Here is a 14,076-nt window from a genome sequence, read left to right as displayed (position 1 = left end):
AATACTCGAAAGGCGCTGAGTCGATGGATCTGCTTACCGACCTGCTGATCACGCTCTCGTACGGTGTGATCGGTGTGGCCCTGATGGCCGTCGGCTACCTGCTGGTGGACATCGCGACGCCGGGCAAGCTGCACGTGCTGATCTGGGCGAACCGGAACAGCAACGCGTCGGTGCTGCTCGCGTCGAACCTGCTCGGCGTCGGCATCATCGTGGTCTCCGCGATCGTGGCCAGCCACAACGACTTCGCCCAGGGCATCGTCAGCACGCTCGCCTACGGCGCGCTCGGCCTGCTGCTGATGGCCGGCGCGTTCCTGCTGCTGGACGCCGTGACGCCGGGCCGGCTCGGTGAGATCCTGGTGGAGCCGGAGCCGCACCCGGCCGTCTGGGTCTCCGCCGTCGTCCACGTCGCCACCGGCGCGATCATCGCGGCGGCGATCATCTGATGACCACCGTCGCGCGGCTCGCGGGCACGTTCGCGGTGCTGGCCGTTGCGCTGGCCGGGTGCGCGACCGACAACAGCACCACGGTGCCGCCGCCCACCACCGACCAGGCGACCGAGACCGCGCGCGTGCTCGCCGCGGCCACCGCTGTGCAGGGCATGTGTTACGGCTGGGATCTCCGGGCCGACTCGTCGTCCGACGGCGCGCCGGTCAGCCGCGGCTCCAGCCTGGGCGCGCAGGTGCCGGTCGACTCCGACCCCACCCGGTGCGCGGAGTACATCGAGGTGGTCGCGCGGGTCACGTACACCTCGGCCAGCAGCGAGGCCGAGGACTCCGCGACGATGACCGTGGAGACGAACAGCCCGCGGGTGACCGGCGCGGACCTGGCCGCGCGCCTGCGGACGATGGGCTTCACCACGAGCGCGTTCATCGACGACCCCGGCTTCATGGTCATGCACGCGGCGCTGTCGCTGCCGCTGGTCACCGCGGAGGCCGGAGCCGCGACGCCGGTGCCGGCCACCGGGTCGTCCGCCGCGTCGGACGCGTCGCTCGCCGCGCTGCCGCCGGCCGGCAACGACTTCCTGCGCGATCGCTGGGGCTTCCTGGTGTTCGCCGGCGCGTTCGTTCTGGCCGGTCTGGGCGCGATCGGGCTGGGCCTGTGGCAACGTGGCAGGGTGAAGGAGCCGAAGGCATGGTCGACGCCGAAGCCCGGCGCGACGCCGAAGCCCGGCCCGGCGAAGAGCTGATGGACTTTGCGGGACGGCCGAGGATCGCCCGGGCCGCGGTGCTCGCGGCGGTCTTCGTCTGTGCGGCCTGCGGCCTGGTCTACGAGCTGGCCCTGGTCGCGCTGGGCAGCTACCTGATCGGTGACACGGTCGGCCAGGCCTCGATCGTGCTCGGCGTGATGGTCTTCGCGATGGGCGTCGGCGCGCTCGCGGCCAAGCCGTTCCAGCACCGGGCCGCGTCCGCGTTCGCCGCGATCGAGCTGCTGCTGGCGCTGCTCGGCGGCCTCTCCGTGCTCGGCCTCTACGCCGCGTTCGCCTGGCTCGACCTCTACGCGCCCGCGCTGATCGGCACCGCGTTCGTGCTCGGCGTGCTGATCGGCGCGGAGATCCCGCTGCTCATGGTGCTGCTGCAGCGCATCCGGGAGCAGGCGGCGGGCAGCGCGGTGGCCGACCTGTTCGCGGCCGACTACGTGGGCGCGCTGCTCGGCGGGCTCGCGTTCCCGTTCCTGCTGCTGCCGGTCTTCGGCCAGCTGCGCGGCGCGCTCGTGGTCGGCGCGGTCAACGCGGCGGCCGGCGTGATCCTGGTCTTCACGGTCTTCCGCCCGGCGTTGAGCCGCCGGGCGAAGGCCGGGCTCGGCGCCGGATCCGTGGTGGTCGCGCTCAGCCTGGGGTACGCGTACGCGGTCGCGCACGACTTCGAGGTGAACGCGCGCCAGGAGCTCTACCGCGACCCGATCGTGCACGCGGAGCGCAGCCGGTACCAGGAGATCGTGCTGACCGAGTCGGTGCCGATCGTCTCCGGCGGGGTCTCCGACATGCGGCTCTTCCTCAACGGCGACCTGCAGTTCAGCTCCGTCGACGAGTACCGCTACCACGAGGCGCTGGTCCACCCGGTGATGGCCGGTGTGCGAGGTGACGTGCTGGTGCTCGGCGGTGGCGACGGGCTCGCGCTGCGCGAGGTGCTGGCCTACCCGTCCGTCACGTCGGCCACGCTGGTCGAGCTGGACCCGGCCGTGGTGGCGCTGGCCCGGACCCGGCCCGAGATCCGCACGCTCAACGGCGATTCCTTCGAGGACCCGAGGGTACGGGTGGTGGAGGCGGACGCGTTCGCCTGGCTGCGCACCGCGGCCACCCGGTACGACGCGGTCATGGTGGACATGCCGGACCCGGACGAGACCGCGACCGCGAAGCTCTACTCCGTCGAGTTCTACACGCTGGTGCGCAACGTGCTGGCCGAGGGCGCGAGCATGGTGGTGCAGGCCGGGTCGCCGTACTTCGCGCCGAAGTCGTACTGGTGCATCGAGGCGACGATCCGCGCGGCCGGCTTCGGCACCACGCCGTACCACGTGGACGTCCCGTCGTTCGGCGACTGGGGTTTCGTGCTGGCCACGCCGAACGCGCCCGGCCCGTCACTGCGCAGCGAGCCGCCGGCCGCGCCGCGCTTCCTCTCCCCGTCCGTGCTGGCCGCCGGCGCGGTCTTTCCGCCCGACCGCGGCCCGGTCGACGTGAAGGTCTCCACGCTGTTGTCTCCACACGTGCTGGAGTATGTACGCAGTGAATGGCGAAGCTATTGATGAGCGGGTTTCATCAGTGAAACTGATCGCATAGAGGGGAGCGTCGTGTCGAATCCCTACAGTCAGGGCGTCCAGCCGGTGCCACAGCGGCCGGTCGTCGTGACGGTGGCCGGATATCTGCTGTTCGCCACGGCCGCGCTGACGGTGCTGGGCAGCCTGGCGTCCATCGTGGCCATCGGGCCGACCCTGGACGTGTACGCGGATGCCTACGCCGGAACCGCGGCGGAGGGTACCGAGGCCATCGTGATCGGCAGCGTGGTGTTCGGCCTGGTGGTCAATCTGCTGCTGGCCGGCGGGTACGTGGCGTTGGCGATCTTCAACAACAAGGGTAAGAACCCGTCCCGGGTGACCACCTGGGTGATCGGCGGCCTCAGCATCTGCTGCACCGGCTTCGGGCTGGCCGGCAACGCGCTCAGCAGCGCGATGACCAGCTTCACCGCCGACCTTCCCTCCGAGCCCGGCATGCCCGATCCGGCGGCGGTCAACGAGCAGCTGGCCGACGCGATCCCGGCCTGGGTGACGCCGGTGACGGTGGTCACCAGCGTGTTGACGCTGCTGCTCCTGCTCGCCGTGGTGATCCTGCTGGCGCTGCCGCCGGCGAACGACTTCTTCCGCAAGCCGGCCGCGGTCTGGCAGCCGCCGGGCACCGGTTACCCGGGCTACCCAGGCGCGCCGGGTTATCCGGGTGCGGGTGCGCCGGGTTACCCGGGCGCGCCGGGCTACCCCGGTGGGGCGGCCTACCCGCCGCCGAACCAGGCGCCCTACCCGCCGCAGCCGGCCCAGGATGCGCAGCCGGCCCAGCCGGGCACCTACCCGCCGGACTATCCGCCGGCGCAGGAGGGCGGTTATCCGCCGGTCCAGCAGGGTGGTTATCCGCCGGCGCAGCAGGGTGGTTATCCGCCGGCGCAGCAGGGTGGTTATCCGCCGGCGCAGCAGGGTGGTTATCCGCCGGTCCAGCAGGGTGGTTATCCGCCGGTCCAGCAGGGTGGTTATCCGCCGGTCCAGCAGGGTGGTTATCCGCCGGCGCAGCCCGGTGCGACGCCGCCGGACTACCCGCCGGCGCCGTCGTCCGGTCCGCCGGCGCAGAGCCCGCCTCCGCCGTCGCCGTTCGACAATCCGGTTCCGCCGTCGTCCGGGCCCGCCGGCCCGCCCCCGTCGGATCCGCCCAGCCCGCCGCCGTCCTCGCACTCCTGAGTGGCCCCACCGGCCCCACCGGCCCCGCCGCGCCCCGCGCGGCGGGGCTCTCTTTTTGCCCCCTCGCCGAGTAGGTTCATGGCCGGGGGATGTGACGTCGAGGGGAAAGCGTGGCTGTTTCGGGACCGGCGGTGCCTGCGCCCGCCACGCGACCGCCGGGCACGGTCTCGCTCGCCGCGGCGCTGCTGATCATGATGGGCGTCGCCGGGATACTGGCGGCCGCGTTGCACCTGCTGCTGACCATAAACGGGCTGGGCGACTTCGCGGCCGACGCCCGGCGGTTCGGTGGCGACCCCACGCTGACCGACCGGGTCGAGGGCGGCATCCGTGGCGCCGCGATCGGGGGCGTGGTGCTCTCCGGCGTGGTCGGCGTGCTGCTGGTGTCGCTGGCCGTGGGCGTGCGCAGCGGCCTGCTGGCGGCGCGCGTGGCCACCTGGGTGATCTGCGCGCTCGGGGTCTGCGGCGGCGCGGCCAGCCTGGCCGCCGGCCTGCTCCAGCGTGACCTCGGCTCCGACGATCCGCGGGTGGCCGCGGTGTTCGCCGCGTCCGCCGACGTCTACCCGGGCTGGTGGGTCACGGCCGGAATCGGGCTTGCCGTAGCGCAAGTCGTTGGTTACTTTCTGGTAGCCGTGTTCCTGGCAACCGGCAAGCGCGGCTCGACCGCACCGAACGGTCCGGCATCTAACGGTCCGGCACCTAATGGTCCGGCGTCGATCGCGCCGCCGCCGTCGTTTCACGCTCCGTCCGTGCCCACCGCGGTGCCCCACACCGATCCGTTGCGGTCCCCGTGGGCGCCGCCGCCCCCACCGAGGTGACCGTGCCAGACCAGCCGCCGCGTGGCGTCGCGCTGATCACCGGCGCGACCGCGGGTCTCGGTGCGGCGTTCGCCGCCCGGCTGGCCGCGGAGCGGTGGGACCTGACGCTGGTGGCCCGGGACGCGGAGCGGCTGTCCGCGAGCGCGGCGGAGTTGCGCGCCCGGCACGGGGTGCGGGTGAGCGTGCTTCCGGCCGATCTGGCGACCGAGTCCGGCACCGCCGCGGTCGAGGACCGGCTTCGGGACGCGACCGAGCCGGTCGAACTTCTGGTGAACAACGCCGGGATCGGTCTGAACAAGGCATTCCACGGCTCCACGCTGGATGACGAGCTGCGCATTCTGCGGCTGAACGTCGAGGCCGTCATGCGTCTGACTTTCGCGGTTTTGCCGCAAATGACGGAAAGGCGCTCAGGGGGTGTGATCAACGTCTCCTCGGTGTCCGGCTACGGTGTCACCGCACCGGGATCGACGTACACCGCTACGAAGGCGTACGTGATCAATTTCAGCGAGTCCATTGCTCAGTCCGTTCGCCGGTACGGTGTGCGCGTGCTCGCGCTCTGCCCCGGGTTCGTTCGCACCGAGTTCCATCAGCGAGCCGGCATCCCGACCGCCGGTTCGCCGGGCTGGATCTGGCTGGACGCCGGCACCGTCGCCGCCAAGGCCTTGGCTGACCTGCGTAAAGGTCGCTACGTTAGCGTGCCGAGCGTGCGCTACAAGATTGCCGCGAGCGCGCTGCGGCACACGCCGCACGGGCTGGTCCGGCGTTTCAGCGAGGCGGGGAACCGCTTCGTCGGGCGGGGCGCGCGGTGAGCGGGCGGCGTCCCGGCACGGCTGCGCGGACGCTCCGATCGAGGAATCGCGCTCTATCAAATTTGCGCGTGGCGCGGTAGCGCCGACACGGTCTGTCCCGTTCGACGGTTGAAGCAAATATCTACCGTCATGGTTTCTTTGGGTGGCCGGTGAGTCACCCTCAGGCGACGATCGGCCTCGATGGGCTGGTCGGAGCGTTCGGTGAGGACCTCTCCGTCACGTCATTCACTCCCCCATCCAACCGATTTTTTCGCGGCGAGCCGGGTCGACCGTTCGCTTCTCAGCATTGAGCAGTACCCTCAACGCCATGGGCGACCGTGACGACCTGCGTAAATTCATCACTGACTTAGCCGTGGTGCACGGCAAGGTCGTGCTGTCGTCCGGTGCGGAAGCGGATTGGTATGTCGACCTTCGTCGCGTCACACTGCACCACGCGGCGGCTCCCCTCGTTGGGCGGGTGATGCGAGACCTCACGGCGGACTGGGATTTCGACGTGGTGGGTGGCTTGACCCTGGGCGCCGATCCGGTGTCCGTGGCCATGCTGCATGCCGCGGCGGATTCGGATCGACCGCTGGATGCGTGCGTGGTCCGGAAGGCCGGTAAGGCTCACGGACTGCAACGGCGCATCGAAGGCCCGGACGTCGCCGGACGGCGCGTCCTGGCGGTCGAGGACACGTCGACGACCGGCGGCAGCGTGCTGCAGGCGGTCGAGGCGTTGCAGCAGGCCGGAGCCGAGGTAGTGGGTGTAGCGGTTATTGTTGATCGAGGAGCAGGCGAAGCGGTGCGGGCCGCGGGACTGCCCTATCGAGCGGCCTATACATTGGCCGACCTCGGCCTAACGGCCTAAAAGTTTACCGATTCGGACCTGCTGATATGCAGGCGAATCGATGCTGTAGGTGGAAGGATGGATTTCGTGGGAACTGCGTTGGCCGAACTGACCATGCCTCAGATCTCGCCGCTCGCCGGCGAGCCGATTGAACGTGCCGACGCCGAGCGTCTGGCGGGTGTCCTCAAGGCGCTTGCCGACCCGGCCCGGCTGCGGCTTCTCAGCCTCATCCAGTCCGCCCCGGAGGGCGAGGCCTGCGTGTGCGACCTGACCGCGCCGCTCGGGCTGTCCCAGCCGACGGTGAGCCACCACCTGCGCATCCTCACCGAGGCCGGCTTGCTGGAGCGGGAGAAGCGCGGTGTGTGGGCCTACTACCGGCTGGTGCCGTCGGCGATCGCCACGATCGCTGACCTGCTCACCCCGCCGCGGAAGCGGGCGACGAAGAAGACTCGCTGAGTCTGACGGTCTTACCGCCGGGTGCGGCGGGCCGGGTGACCGGTCCGTCGTGCCCGGCGTTATGGCTGCCGGGGTCCGGGTGCGCGCCGTGGGGACGGCGCTCCGGGCCCGGTGACCGAGAGAAGCACAATGGCGCGGCCCCCTCGGGGACCGCGCCATTCTCATGTCTGCGGACAACCTCCTGGTGATCCAGGCATCATTCATGTCGTTCCAATGACACAGATGACGCCTGGATCACCGAGCTTCTTCAACCTGCGCACCGGGATCGGGACTGGCGCCTCGCCGGTCAGGTGGAGATCGGCTCACCGCCGGGGGTTTCTACCGCCGGTTGTCGGGGGTGCCGTAGGTGCCGCTGCCGTAGACCTGGCCGCCGCCCTGGCCGGGGCGGTTGTGCGGGTCGGAGACGGCCGGCATCTGCTGTGTCGCGGCCTCGACCACGTGCTCGACGGCCTCGACGATGTTCGCCTCGGCCTCCACGATGCGCGCCTCGGCCTCGGCCGTGCGGGCGTGCGCCGCGGCCTCCTTGGCCTTCGCGCGGCGCTCCCGGAAGAACTCGACGAAGACCGGCAGCACCGAGATCAGGACGATCAGCAGGATGACCGGCAGCAGGTAGTGGTCGATGTCCTCCGGGTCCATGAACCGGTTGATCTGCGCGGCCAGCAGGTAGCCGGCCAGGATGATGCCGTCGGTCCAGAGGATCGCGCCGATCACGTTCCACATGAGGAACTGCTTGGCGGGCATGCCGAGCATGCCGGCGACCGGGTTCAGGAACGTGCGGACGACCGGGATGAAGCGGGCCAGCACCACGGCCTTGGCCGGGCCGTACTTGTTGAAGTAGAACTCCGCCTTGTCGACGTAATCCTTCTTGAAGAGCTTCGACTCGGGGCGCTCGAACATCCGCCGGCCGTACTTCGCGCCGAGCCAGTGCCCGAGCTGGGCACCGACGATCGCGGCGATCGGCGCGCCGATCAGCAGGCCGGGCAGGGAGAGCGAGACGCCCTCGCCCAGGAGTTCCTCCGCCACCGTGGACGCTGCCACGCCCGCGAGGAAGAGCAGCGAGTCACCGGGGAAGAAGAAGCCGACCAGAAGTCCGGTTTCGGCGAAAAGAATGCCCCAGATGCCCAGCAGCCCGACGGTGGCGATCAGTTCTTTCGGATCGAGAGGGTTGAGCGCCAGATTGTCGACGATCAAGCGTGCGTTGTCGGCGTTGTCCACGGGGAGACAGGTTACCGCTTACGGGTAAGCAGTCCAGACGCGAATCCGTTACGGACCTGAGTGTGCGCTGGGAATCAGCGGAGTGTGCGCGGCCGGGGAATGCCCGGCCGCGCCATTCTCACCGTTCCGTGTCTTTACCGTCACAGACGGGGGTCGACCGGCTCCGATTCACACGCGAGAACCGCGAACACCAATTCGTGGATTCGCCACAGCGGCGCGCCCTCGGCGAGCCGGTCCAGCGCGCCCAGCCCGAGGCCGTGCTCGCGCAGAGCCAGCCCGCGTTTGCGGCCGAGCGCCCGGTTCCGCAGCCGCTCCAGCGTCTCCGGCTCGGTGTACTCCGGGCCGTAGATGATCCGCAGGTACTCCCGGCCGCGGCACTTGATGCCGGGCTGCTGCAGGCGGCCCTTGGCGGATCGCACCGCCAGCCCCTCGAACGGCTTCACCACCATGCCCTCGCCGCCGGCGCCGGTCAGCTCCAGCCACCAGTTCGTGGCCTCCGCGATCGCGGCCTCGTCGCCGAGGTCCACGATCCGGCGGCCGGTCGGCGTGAACAACTGCGGGTCGGCCGCGCAGAGCCGGTCCGCCAGCATCAGGTGCCAGCCGTGGTCGCGGCCGGAGAACGAGACACCGTCCGCGGCCAGCACCGCGAACGGCGCGAGCGTCACACCGGTCAGGCCGTCGGTCGGTCGCACGTACCGCCGGTAGGCGTCGCGGTAGCGGGCCACGTCACCGGTGCGCCGGGCCGTCCGGTCGCGCAGCCCGGCCACGTCCAGGCCACGTCCGGCCGCGGTCGCCAGCATCGACGCCACGGCCGGAAGCGCCGCGTTCGCGGCCGCGCCGACGCTCGCGTACTGCTCGCGGATCAGGGCGCCGGCCTTGGCGGACCAGGGCAGCAGCTCGCAGTCGAGCAGCACCCAGCCGGTGGACAGCTCGTCCCACAGTCCGGCGGCCTCCGCGGCCGCACCGGCGCGGCGCAGCAGGTCGCCGGTGAGCGCCGGGTCGTCGAAGAACGGCCGGCCGGTACGCGTCCACACCGCGCCCAGCGACACGCCGAAGCGCTTGCCCGCCTCCGCGTCCCGGCAGAGCAGCACCACCGCGCGGGAACCCATGTGCTTCTCCTCGCACACCACCGTCGTCACGCCCGCGGACCGGTAGTCCTCGAACGCCTGCGCGGGGTGCTCCAGGAAGTCGCCGGACGGCGCGGTCGAGCACGGTGCCATCGTCGGCGGCAGCCAGAGCAGCGCGCGCGGGTCCATCGCGAACCGGCTCATCACCTCCAGCGCGGCGGCCGAGTTCTCCGCGGCGACGGTCACCGTGCCGTACCCGGTCTCCAGGTGCCGGCGGCCGGTCACGTCGGACAGTTCCAGCGCGTCCGCCGGGCGCTGGGCACCCGGCAGCGTGTGCAGCGGGCGGACCGGCGCGTAGTGCACCGCCTCCGCGGGCACGCTCACCAGGTCCTTCTCCGGGTAGCGGAGCGCGGTCAGTGAGCCGCCGAAGACCGCGGCGGTGTCCAGGCAGATGGTGTTGTTCACCCACTCGGGCGCGAGCACCGGCGTGTGGCCGTAGACCACCATGGCCTTGCCCCGGTAGTCCTGCGCCCACGGGTAGCGGACCGGCAGGCCGTACTCGTCGGACTCGCCGGTCGTCTCGCCGTAGAGCGCGAACGAGCGGACCCGGCCGGACGCGCGACCGTGGTACGCCTCCTTCAGCCCGGCGTGCGCGACCACCAGACGGCCGCCGTCCAGCACGTAGTGGCTGATCAGCGAGTCGAGGAAGCGGGGCAGCCGGTCGAGGAACTCGCGCGGCGCCGCCTCCAGCTGCGCGACCGACTCGGCGAGCCCGTGGGTCAGCCGCACGTCCCGGCCGCGCAGCTTGCGCAGCAGCTTCGCCTCGTGGTTGCCGGCCACGCACAGCGCGGTGCCGGCCTCGATCATGCCCATCACCAGGCGCAGCACGCCGGGCGTGTCCGGCCCGCGGTCGACCAGGTCACCGACGAACACGGCGGTGCGACCCTGCGGGTGGCTCGCGGACACGGCGTACCCGGCAGCATCCCGGTGGATCTCCCAGCCCAGCGTGGTCAGCAGCGTCTCAAGCTCCGAGCGGCAGCCGTGCACGTCGCCGATGATGTCGAACGGCCCGGTCAGCTCGCGCTTGTCGTTGAAGAGCTTCTCGAAGCCGATGGTCGCGGCGTCGATCTCCTCCGCGCCGCGCAGCACGTGGATCTTCCGGAAGCCCTCGCGCTGCAGCCGGCCGAGCGACCGCCGCAGGTCACGGCGCATGCGCGCCAGCACCTCGCGGCCGAACGTGCGGTCCGCCCGCGCCTCGGTCCGCTCCCAGGCCAGCGACTCCGGCACGTCCAGCACGATCGCGGCCGGCAGCACGTCGTGCTCCCGCGCGACCTTCACCAGGTTGGCCCGGGCGTGCTCCTGCAGGTTGGTGGCGTCGACCACGGTCAGCCGGCCGCCGGCCAGGCGCTTGCCGGCCACGTAGTGCAGCGCGTCGAACGCGTCGCCGGACGCGGACTGGTCGTTCTCGTCGTCCGCGATCATGGCGCGGAACGCGTCCGAGGAGAGCACCTGGGTGGGCGCGAAGTGACGCCGGGCGAACGTCGACTTGCCGGATCCGGAGATGCCGACCAGCGCGACCAGGGACAGCTCGGGAATGGTCAGCTCGGTCATGCGGACACCTCCTTGGTGAAGACGGCGAACTGGGTGGGGGAGCCGGCCTCGGGGTCGGCGTCGCCGATGCCGTGCAGGCGTACGGCGTACCCGTAGAGCGCGGCGACGCGGGCGGCCCACGCGGCGAACTCCGCGCGCGTCCACTCGAACCGGTGGTCGTGGTGACGCATCCCGGCCAGCTCGTAGTGCACGTTGTACTCCGCGTTCGGCGTGGTCACCAGCACCGCGTTCGGCGCCGCGTGGCCGAAGACGGCGTCCTCCAGCGCGGCCAGCCGCGGCGGGTCGACGTGCTCGATCACCTCCATCAGCACGGCCGCGTCGAAGCCGCGCAGCCGGTCGTCGCGGTAGGTGAGCGCGGTCTGCCACAGCTTGATCCGCTCGCGCTGCCGGTCCGGCAGCCGGTCCAGGCGCAGCCGCCGCTCCGCGATCTCCAGCGAGCGGGTGGAGACGTCCGCGCCGACGATCTCGGTGAACCGGCGGTCACGGACCAGGTCGGCGAGGAGCGCGCCGGGACCGCAGCCCAGGTCCAGCACGCGGGCGCTCCCCAGCTCGCGCAGCGCGGCCAGCACGGCGTCGCGGCGCTGCACGGCCAGCGGCTGACGCTTCTCCGCCGCCGGCTCCGTCTCCTCGATGGTGTCCGGGTCCGCGACGTCGTCCAGCTCGGCCAGCCGGCTGCGTTCCTCGGCGAGCCGGGCCAGCGCGGCACCGGCCAGCGCCCGGCGGTGCGCCAGGAAACGCCGGGTGATCAGCGCGCGCTCGGGGTGGCCGGACAGCCAGCCCTCGCCGGCGCGGACCAGCTTGTCGATCTCGTCCGGCGCGACCCAGTAGTGCTTGGCGTCGTCCAGCACCGGGAGCAGCACATACAGGTGGTTGAGCGCGTCGGAGAGCCGGAGCGTGCCGGTCAGCCGCAACTCCACGTACCGGCTGTCGCCCCAGTCGTCGTCCAGCGGGATCGGCGTCACGGACGTGGCCCAGCCGAGCGGGTCGAACAGCCGCGGCGCCAGCTCCGCACCGCCGCGGCAGCGCAGCACCGGAACCGCGATCTCCAGCGGGATCGCGGTGCCGGCCAGCTCCGGCCGGTCCTTCGACGCGCCGCGCAGCGCGCTGCGGAACGCCTTGCCCAGTGCGGACGCGAGCATGCTGGACGCGGCGTACGGCCGGTCGTTGACGTACTGCCCGAGTCCGGCCGAGTCCGGCGCCCTGCCGCGCTTGCGGCCGGAGTGCAGCGCGTGCGGGTCGATGTCCAGCAGCAGCGCCGCGGTGCAGCGCTCGGCGGTCGCCTCGGGATACATCACGTACGCCTGCCCGGCCGGCATGTCGAACCGATGCACCCGATCCGGATGCTTGACGAGGAGATAGCCGAGGTCGGTGGCGGGCGTATGCGTGGTCGAGACGGTCATCAGCACCCGTACATCGTCGCAGCGACAACCACGAGCCGCGCTCAATTTTCGGCACGGCCCTCGTCGCCCCACCGGCCACCCGAGGGCTGTGGATAAACCGGCGGCCCTGTGGATAACCCTGGGGATAACCGCAAAACCCCAGGTCAAGCCCGGTGGATAACTTTCTTGCGATCGTTCGCAATGATTCAGGGGCCGCCGCACGTCATCTCAGGGAGAGCACTCGGAGGTGCCCCTTGGACTATGCGGAGTTCGCCGACTCCCGGCTGCCCGCGCTGTCGCGGTACGCGGTCATGCTGACGCAGGATCCGCACCTGGCACAGGACCTGGTGCAGGAGACGATGGTCCGGGTCCAGCTCAACTGGCGCCGGGTGGCCCGTGCCGACTCGCCCGACCGGTACGTGCGCCGCATGCTCACCAACCAGTACCTGGACTGGCGGCGCGGCTCCTGGCTGCGACGGGTGCTGCTGCGCGCGGAGCCGGACGAGGCGCTCGCCGTACCGCTGGATCATGCCGAGGCCACGGCGGAACGGGACCAGATCTGGGCCTGGCTCTCCCGCCTGCCGAAACGGCAGCGTGCCGCGCTGGTGCTGCGTTTCTACGAGGACCTGCCGGACGCGGAGATCGCCGAGATCCTCGGGTGCGCGGTCGGCACGGTCCGGGCGTCGATCTCGCGTGCCCTCGCCACGCTCCGGGCGCAGTTGGTGGAGGTCTAGGAGAGATGATCGAGAACGACCTGCGGGACACGTTCGCCCGCCACGAGCACCTCGCGCCGGACCCGGGACCGCTGCGCCGGGCCATCGACGAGACCACCGGCCGCCGCCGTCGCCTCCGGCTGATCAGCCGTTCCGTGGGCGCGGCGCTCGCGGTCACCGCGGTGCTGGCCGTACCGACGCTGATCAGCGGGGAGACCGGGAACGCCGCGCCGGTCGAGGTGGCCTCCTCGGTGTCACCGCCGCCGGTGGCGGTCGTCGCCGCGGACCGGCCGCTCAACGTGCTGCTGATCGGCGCGGACGGCGACGGCGCCGACGCGCGCGCGGACACCGTGCTGGTCGCGCACGTGCCGGCCGGACGGGACGCGGTCTATCTGGTGTCGCTGCCACGCGACCGGGACGTGCCGATCCCAGGCCACGACCGCGACACGCTGAGCCGGACGTTCATGCTCGGCGGCCCGGACCTGACCGAGACCACGGTGCGCGAGCTGACCGGAATGACGTTCGACGGCACCGTGACGGTCCGCTACTCCGCGGTCGAGGCGATCACGGACGCGGTCGGCGGCGTCGAACTCTGCCTCGACCAGGAGGTGGTCTCCTGGCACACCCATCGGCGGTACGCCGCGGGCTGCTCCGATTTCGACGGCGCCGCCGCGATCGACCTGCTGCGGCAGCGGTACGGCCTGGACCAGGACTCCTACGACCGGGACCGGAACGGCCAGCGCTACCTGCGGGCGATAGCCGCGAAGGCGGCCGGCGCCAGCCTGCTGGAACTGGTCCGGGCCGCCGGCGACGGACTGAGCCTGGACCAGGGCGGACTCGAACTGGTCACCGCGATCGCCGGTATGAACCTGGACGGTAAGCCGGTCGTGGGGATCGCCGCGGCCCGGCCCGGCACCGACCTGCCGGACACGCTCTTCGAGGCGCTCCGAGGCGGTGCGATGAGCGGGTGGGTGGACGCCCACCCGGACTACCTCACGCGGTGAGTCAGCGGTAGTCGTCGTCGGGCAGCTGCACCTCGCGTGCCTGCTCGGCGGCGTCCGCCTCGTTGACCTCGTCACTCGCCGTGAACCGCTCGGCGGGATCGTCCTCGTGGACCGGGCGTGCCTGCTCGGCCAGGTCCCCCTCGGGCGCCTCCCGGTCGCGCAGCACCAGATCATCGGGGTAGGTCATGACCGCCTCCTCGCGTCACCTCACGGTACGGCCGGAATGCCTTCCCCCGGATCGAGCCGCG

At 71.5% G+C, this 14,076-nt stretch carries 14 protein-coding genes; 10 read left to right on the top strand and 4 right to left on the bottom strand.

What is annotated here, in order from left to right; translation table 11 throughout:
• The first annotated feature begins 23 nt into the window (after window positions 1-23).
• The 8 genes from J2S43_RS34330 to J2S43_RS34295 all read left to right on the top strand — a co-directional run bounded on the left by J2S43_RS34330 (window position 24) and on the right by J2S43_RS34295 (window position 6,839).
• The gene (locus tag J2S43_RS34330) at window positions 24-443 is read left to right on the top strand and encodes a DUF350 domain-containing protein (RefSeq protein WP_306836252.1); all 420 of its coding nucleotides are present in this window, start codon (window positions 24-26) and stop codon (window positions 441-443) included.
• Window positions 443-1,186, top strand: coding sequence for a hypothetical protein (locus tag J2S43_RS34325; RefSeq protein ID WP_306836250.1), 744 nt, complete (start codon window positions 443-445; stop codon window positions 1,184-1,186). The genes J2S43_RS34330 and J2S43_RS34325 overlap by 1 nt, the downstream gene beginning before the upstream one ends.
• Window positions 1,186-2,739 carry a polyamine aminopropyltransferase gene (locus J2S43_RS34320; RefSeq protein WP_306839647.1) on the top strand — a complete coding sequence of 518 codons (1,554 nt, stop codon included), beginning with the start codon at window positions 1,186-1,188 and terminating at the stop codon, window positions 2,737-2,739. Before J2S43_RS34325 ends, J2S43_RS34320 begins: the two co-directional genes overlap by 1 nt.
• Window positions 2,740-2,784: 45 nt before the next feature.
• Window positions 2,785-3,933: a hypothetical protein gene (locus J2S43_RS34315; protein ID WP_306836248.1), complete on the top strand. Its 1,149-nt coding sequence runs from the start codon at window positions 2,785-2,787 to the stop codon at window positions 3,931-3,933.
• 131 nt (window positions 3,934-4,064) lie between these two features.
• Window positions 4,065-4,748 (top strand): hypothetical protein, encoded by a 684-nt coding sequence (locus J2S43_RS34310; protein ID WP_306836246.1) that lies wholly within the window; start codon window positions 4,065-4,067, stop codon window positions 4,746-4,748.
• A complete protein-coding gene (locus J2S43_RS34305; protein ID WP_370881809.1) occupies window positions 4,745-5,557 on the top strand; it encodes an SDR family NAD(P)-dependent oxidoreductase in 813 nt (270 codons plus the stop codon). The genes J2S43_RS34310 and J2S43_RS34305 overlap by 4 nt, the downstream gene beginning before the upstream one ends.
• A gap of 307 nt (window positions 5,558-5,864) precedes the next feature.
• Window positions 5,865-6,404, top strand: a complete 540-nt coding sequence (gene pyrE, locus J2S43_RS34300; protein WP_306836242.1) for an orotate phosphoribosyltransferase — start codon at window positions 5,865-5,867, stop codon at window positions 6,402-6,404.
• 57 nt (window positions 6,405-6,461) lie between these two features.
• Window positions 6,462-6,839 (top strand): ArsR/SmtB family transcription factor, encoded by a 378-nt coding sequence (locus J2S43_RS34295; RefSeq protein ID WP_306836240.1) that lies wholly within the window; start codon window positions 6,462-6,464, stop codon window positions 6,837-6,839.
• 318 nt (window positions 6,840-7,157) lie between these two features.
• Here J2S43_RS34295 and J2S43_RS34290 read toward each other — a convergent pair whose 3' ends face one another.
• The 3 genes from J2S43_RS34290 to J2S43_RS34280 all read right to left on the bottom strand — a co-directional run bounded on the left by J2S43_RS34290 (window position 7,158) and on the right by J2S43_RS34280 (window position 12,138).
• The gene (locus J2S43_RS34290; protein ID WP_306836238.1) at window positions 7,158-8,054 is read right to left on the bottom strand and encodes a DedA family protein; all 897 of its coding nucleotides are present in this window, start codon (window positions 8,052-8,054) and stop codon (window positions 7,158-7,160) included.
• A 140-nt stretch (window positions 8,055-8,194) separates the two neighbouring features.
• Entirely contained in the window at window positions 8,195-10,732 is a 2,538-nt protein-coding gene (locus J2S43_RS34285) for a polynucleotide kinase-phosphatase (RefSeq protein ID WP_306836236.1), read from the bottom strand.
• Window positions 10,729-12,138, bottom strand: coding sequence for a 3' terminal RNA ribose 2'-O-methyltransferase Hen1 (locus J2S43_RS34280; RefSeq protein WP_306836234.1), 1,410 nt, complete (start codon window positions 12,136-12,138; stop codon window positions 10,729-10,731). The genes J2S43_RS34285 and J2S43_RS34280 overlap by 4 nt, the downstream gene beginning before the upstream one ends.
• 227 nt (window positions 12,139-12,365) lie before the next feature.
• Here J2S43_RS34280 and J2S43_RS34275 point away from each other — a divergent pair, with 227 nt between their 5' ends.
• Window positions 12,366-12,845, top strand: a complete 480-nt coding sequence (locus J2S43_RS34275) for a SigE family RNA polymerase sigma factor (protein ID WP_306836232.1) — start codon at window positions 12,366-12,368, stop codon at window positions 12,843-12,845.
• 5 nt (window positions 12,846-12,850) lie between these two features.
• Complete coding sequence (locus J2S43_RS34270) at window positions 12,851-13,828, top strand: LCP family protein (RefSeq protein WP_306836229.1); 978 nt, start codon at window positions 12,851-12,853, stop codon at window positions 13,826-13,828.
• Window position 13,829: 1 nt separating this feature from the next.
• Here the strand turns inward: J2S43_RS34270 and J2S43_RS34265 are convergent, their stop codons facing one another.
• Window positions 13,830-14,015 (bottom strand): Rv3202a family protein, encoded by a 186-nt coding sequence (locus J2S43_RS34265; RefSeq protein WP_306836227.1) that lies wholly within the window; start codon window positions 14,013-14,015, stop codon window positions 13,830-13,832.
• Between the last annotated feature and the right edge of the window lie 61 nt (window positions 14,016-14,076).

This window comes from Catenuloplanes nepalensis, assembly GCF_030811575.1.
GTDB lineage: Bacteria > Actinomycetota > Actinomycetes > Mycobacteriales > Micromonosporaceae > Catenuloplanes > Catenuloplanes nepalensis.
This window is presented reverse-complemented; position numbering and strand designations above follow the sequence as displayed.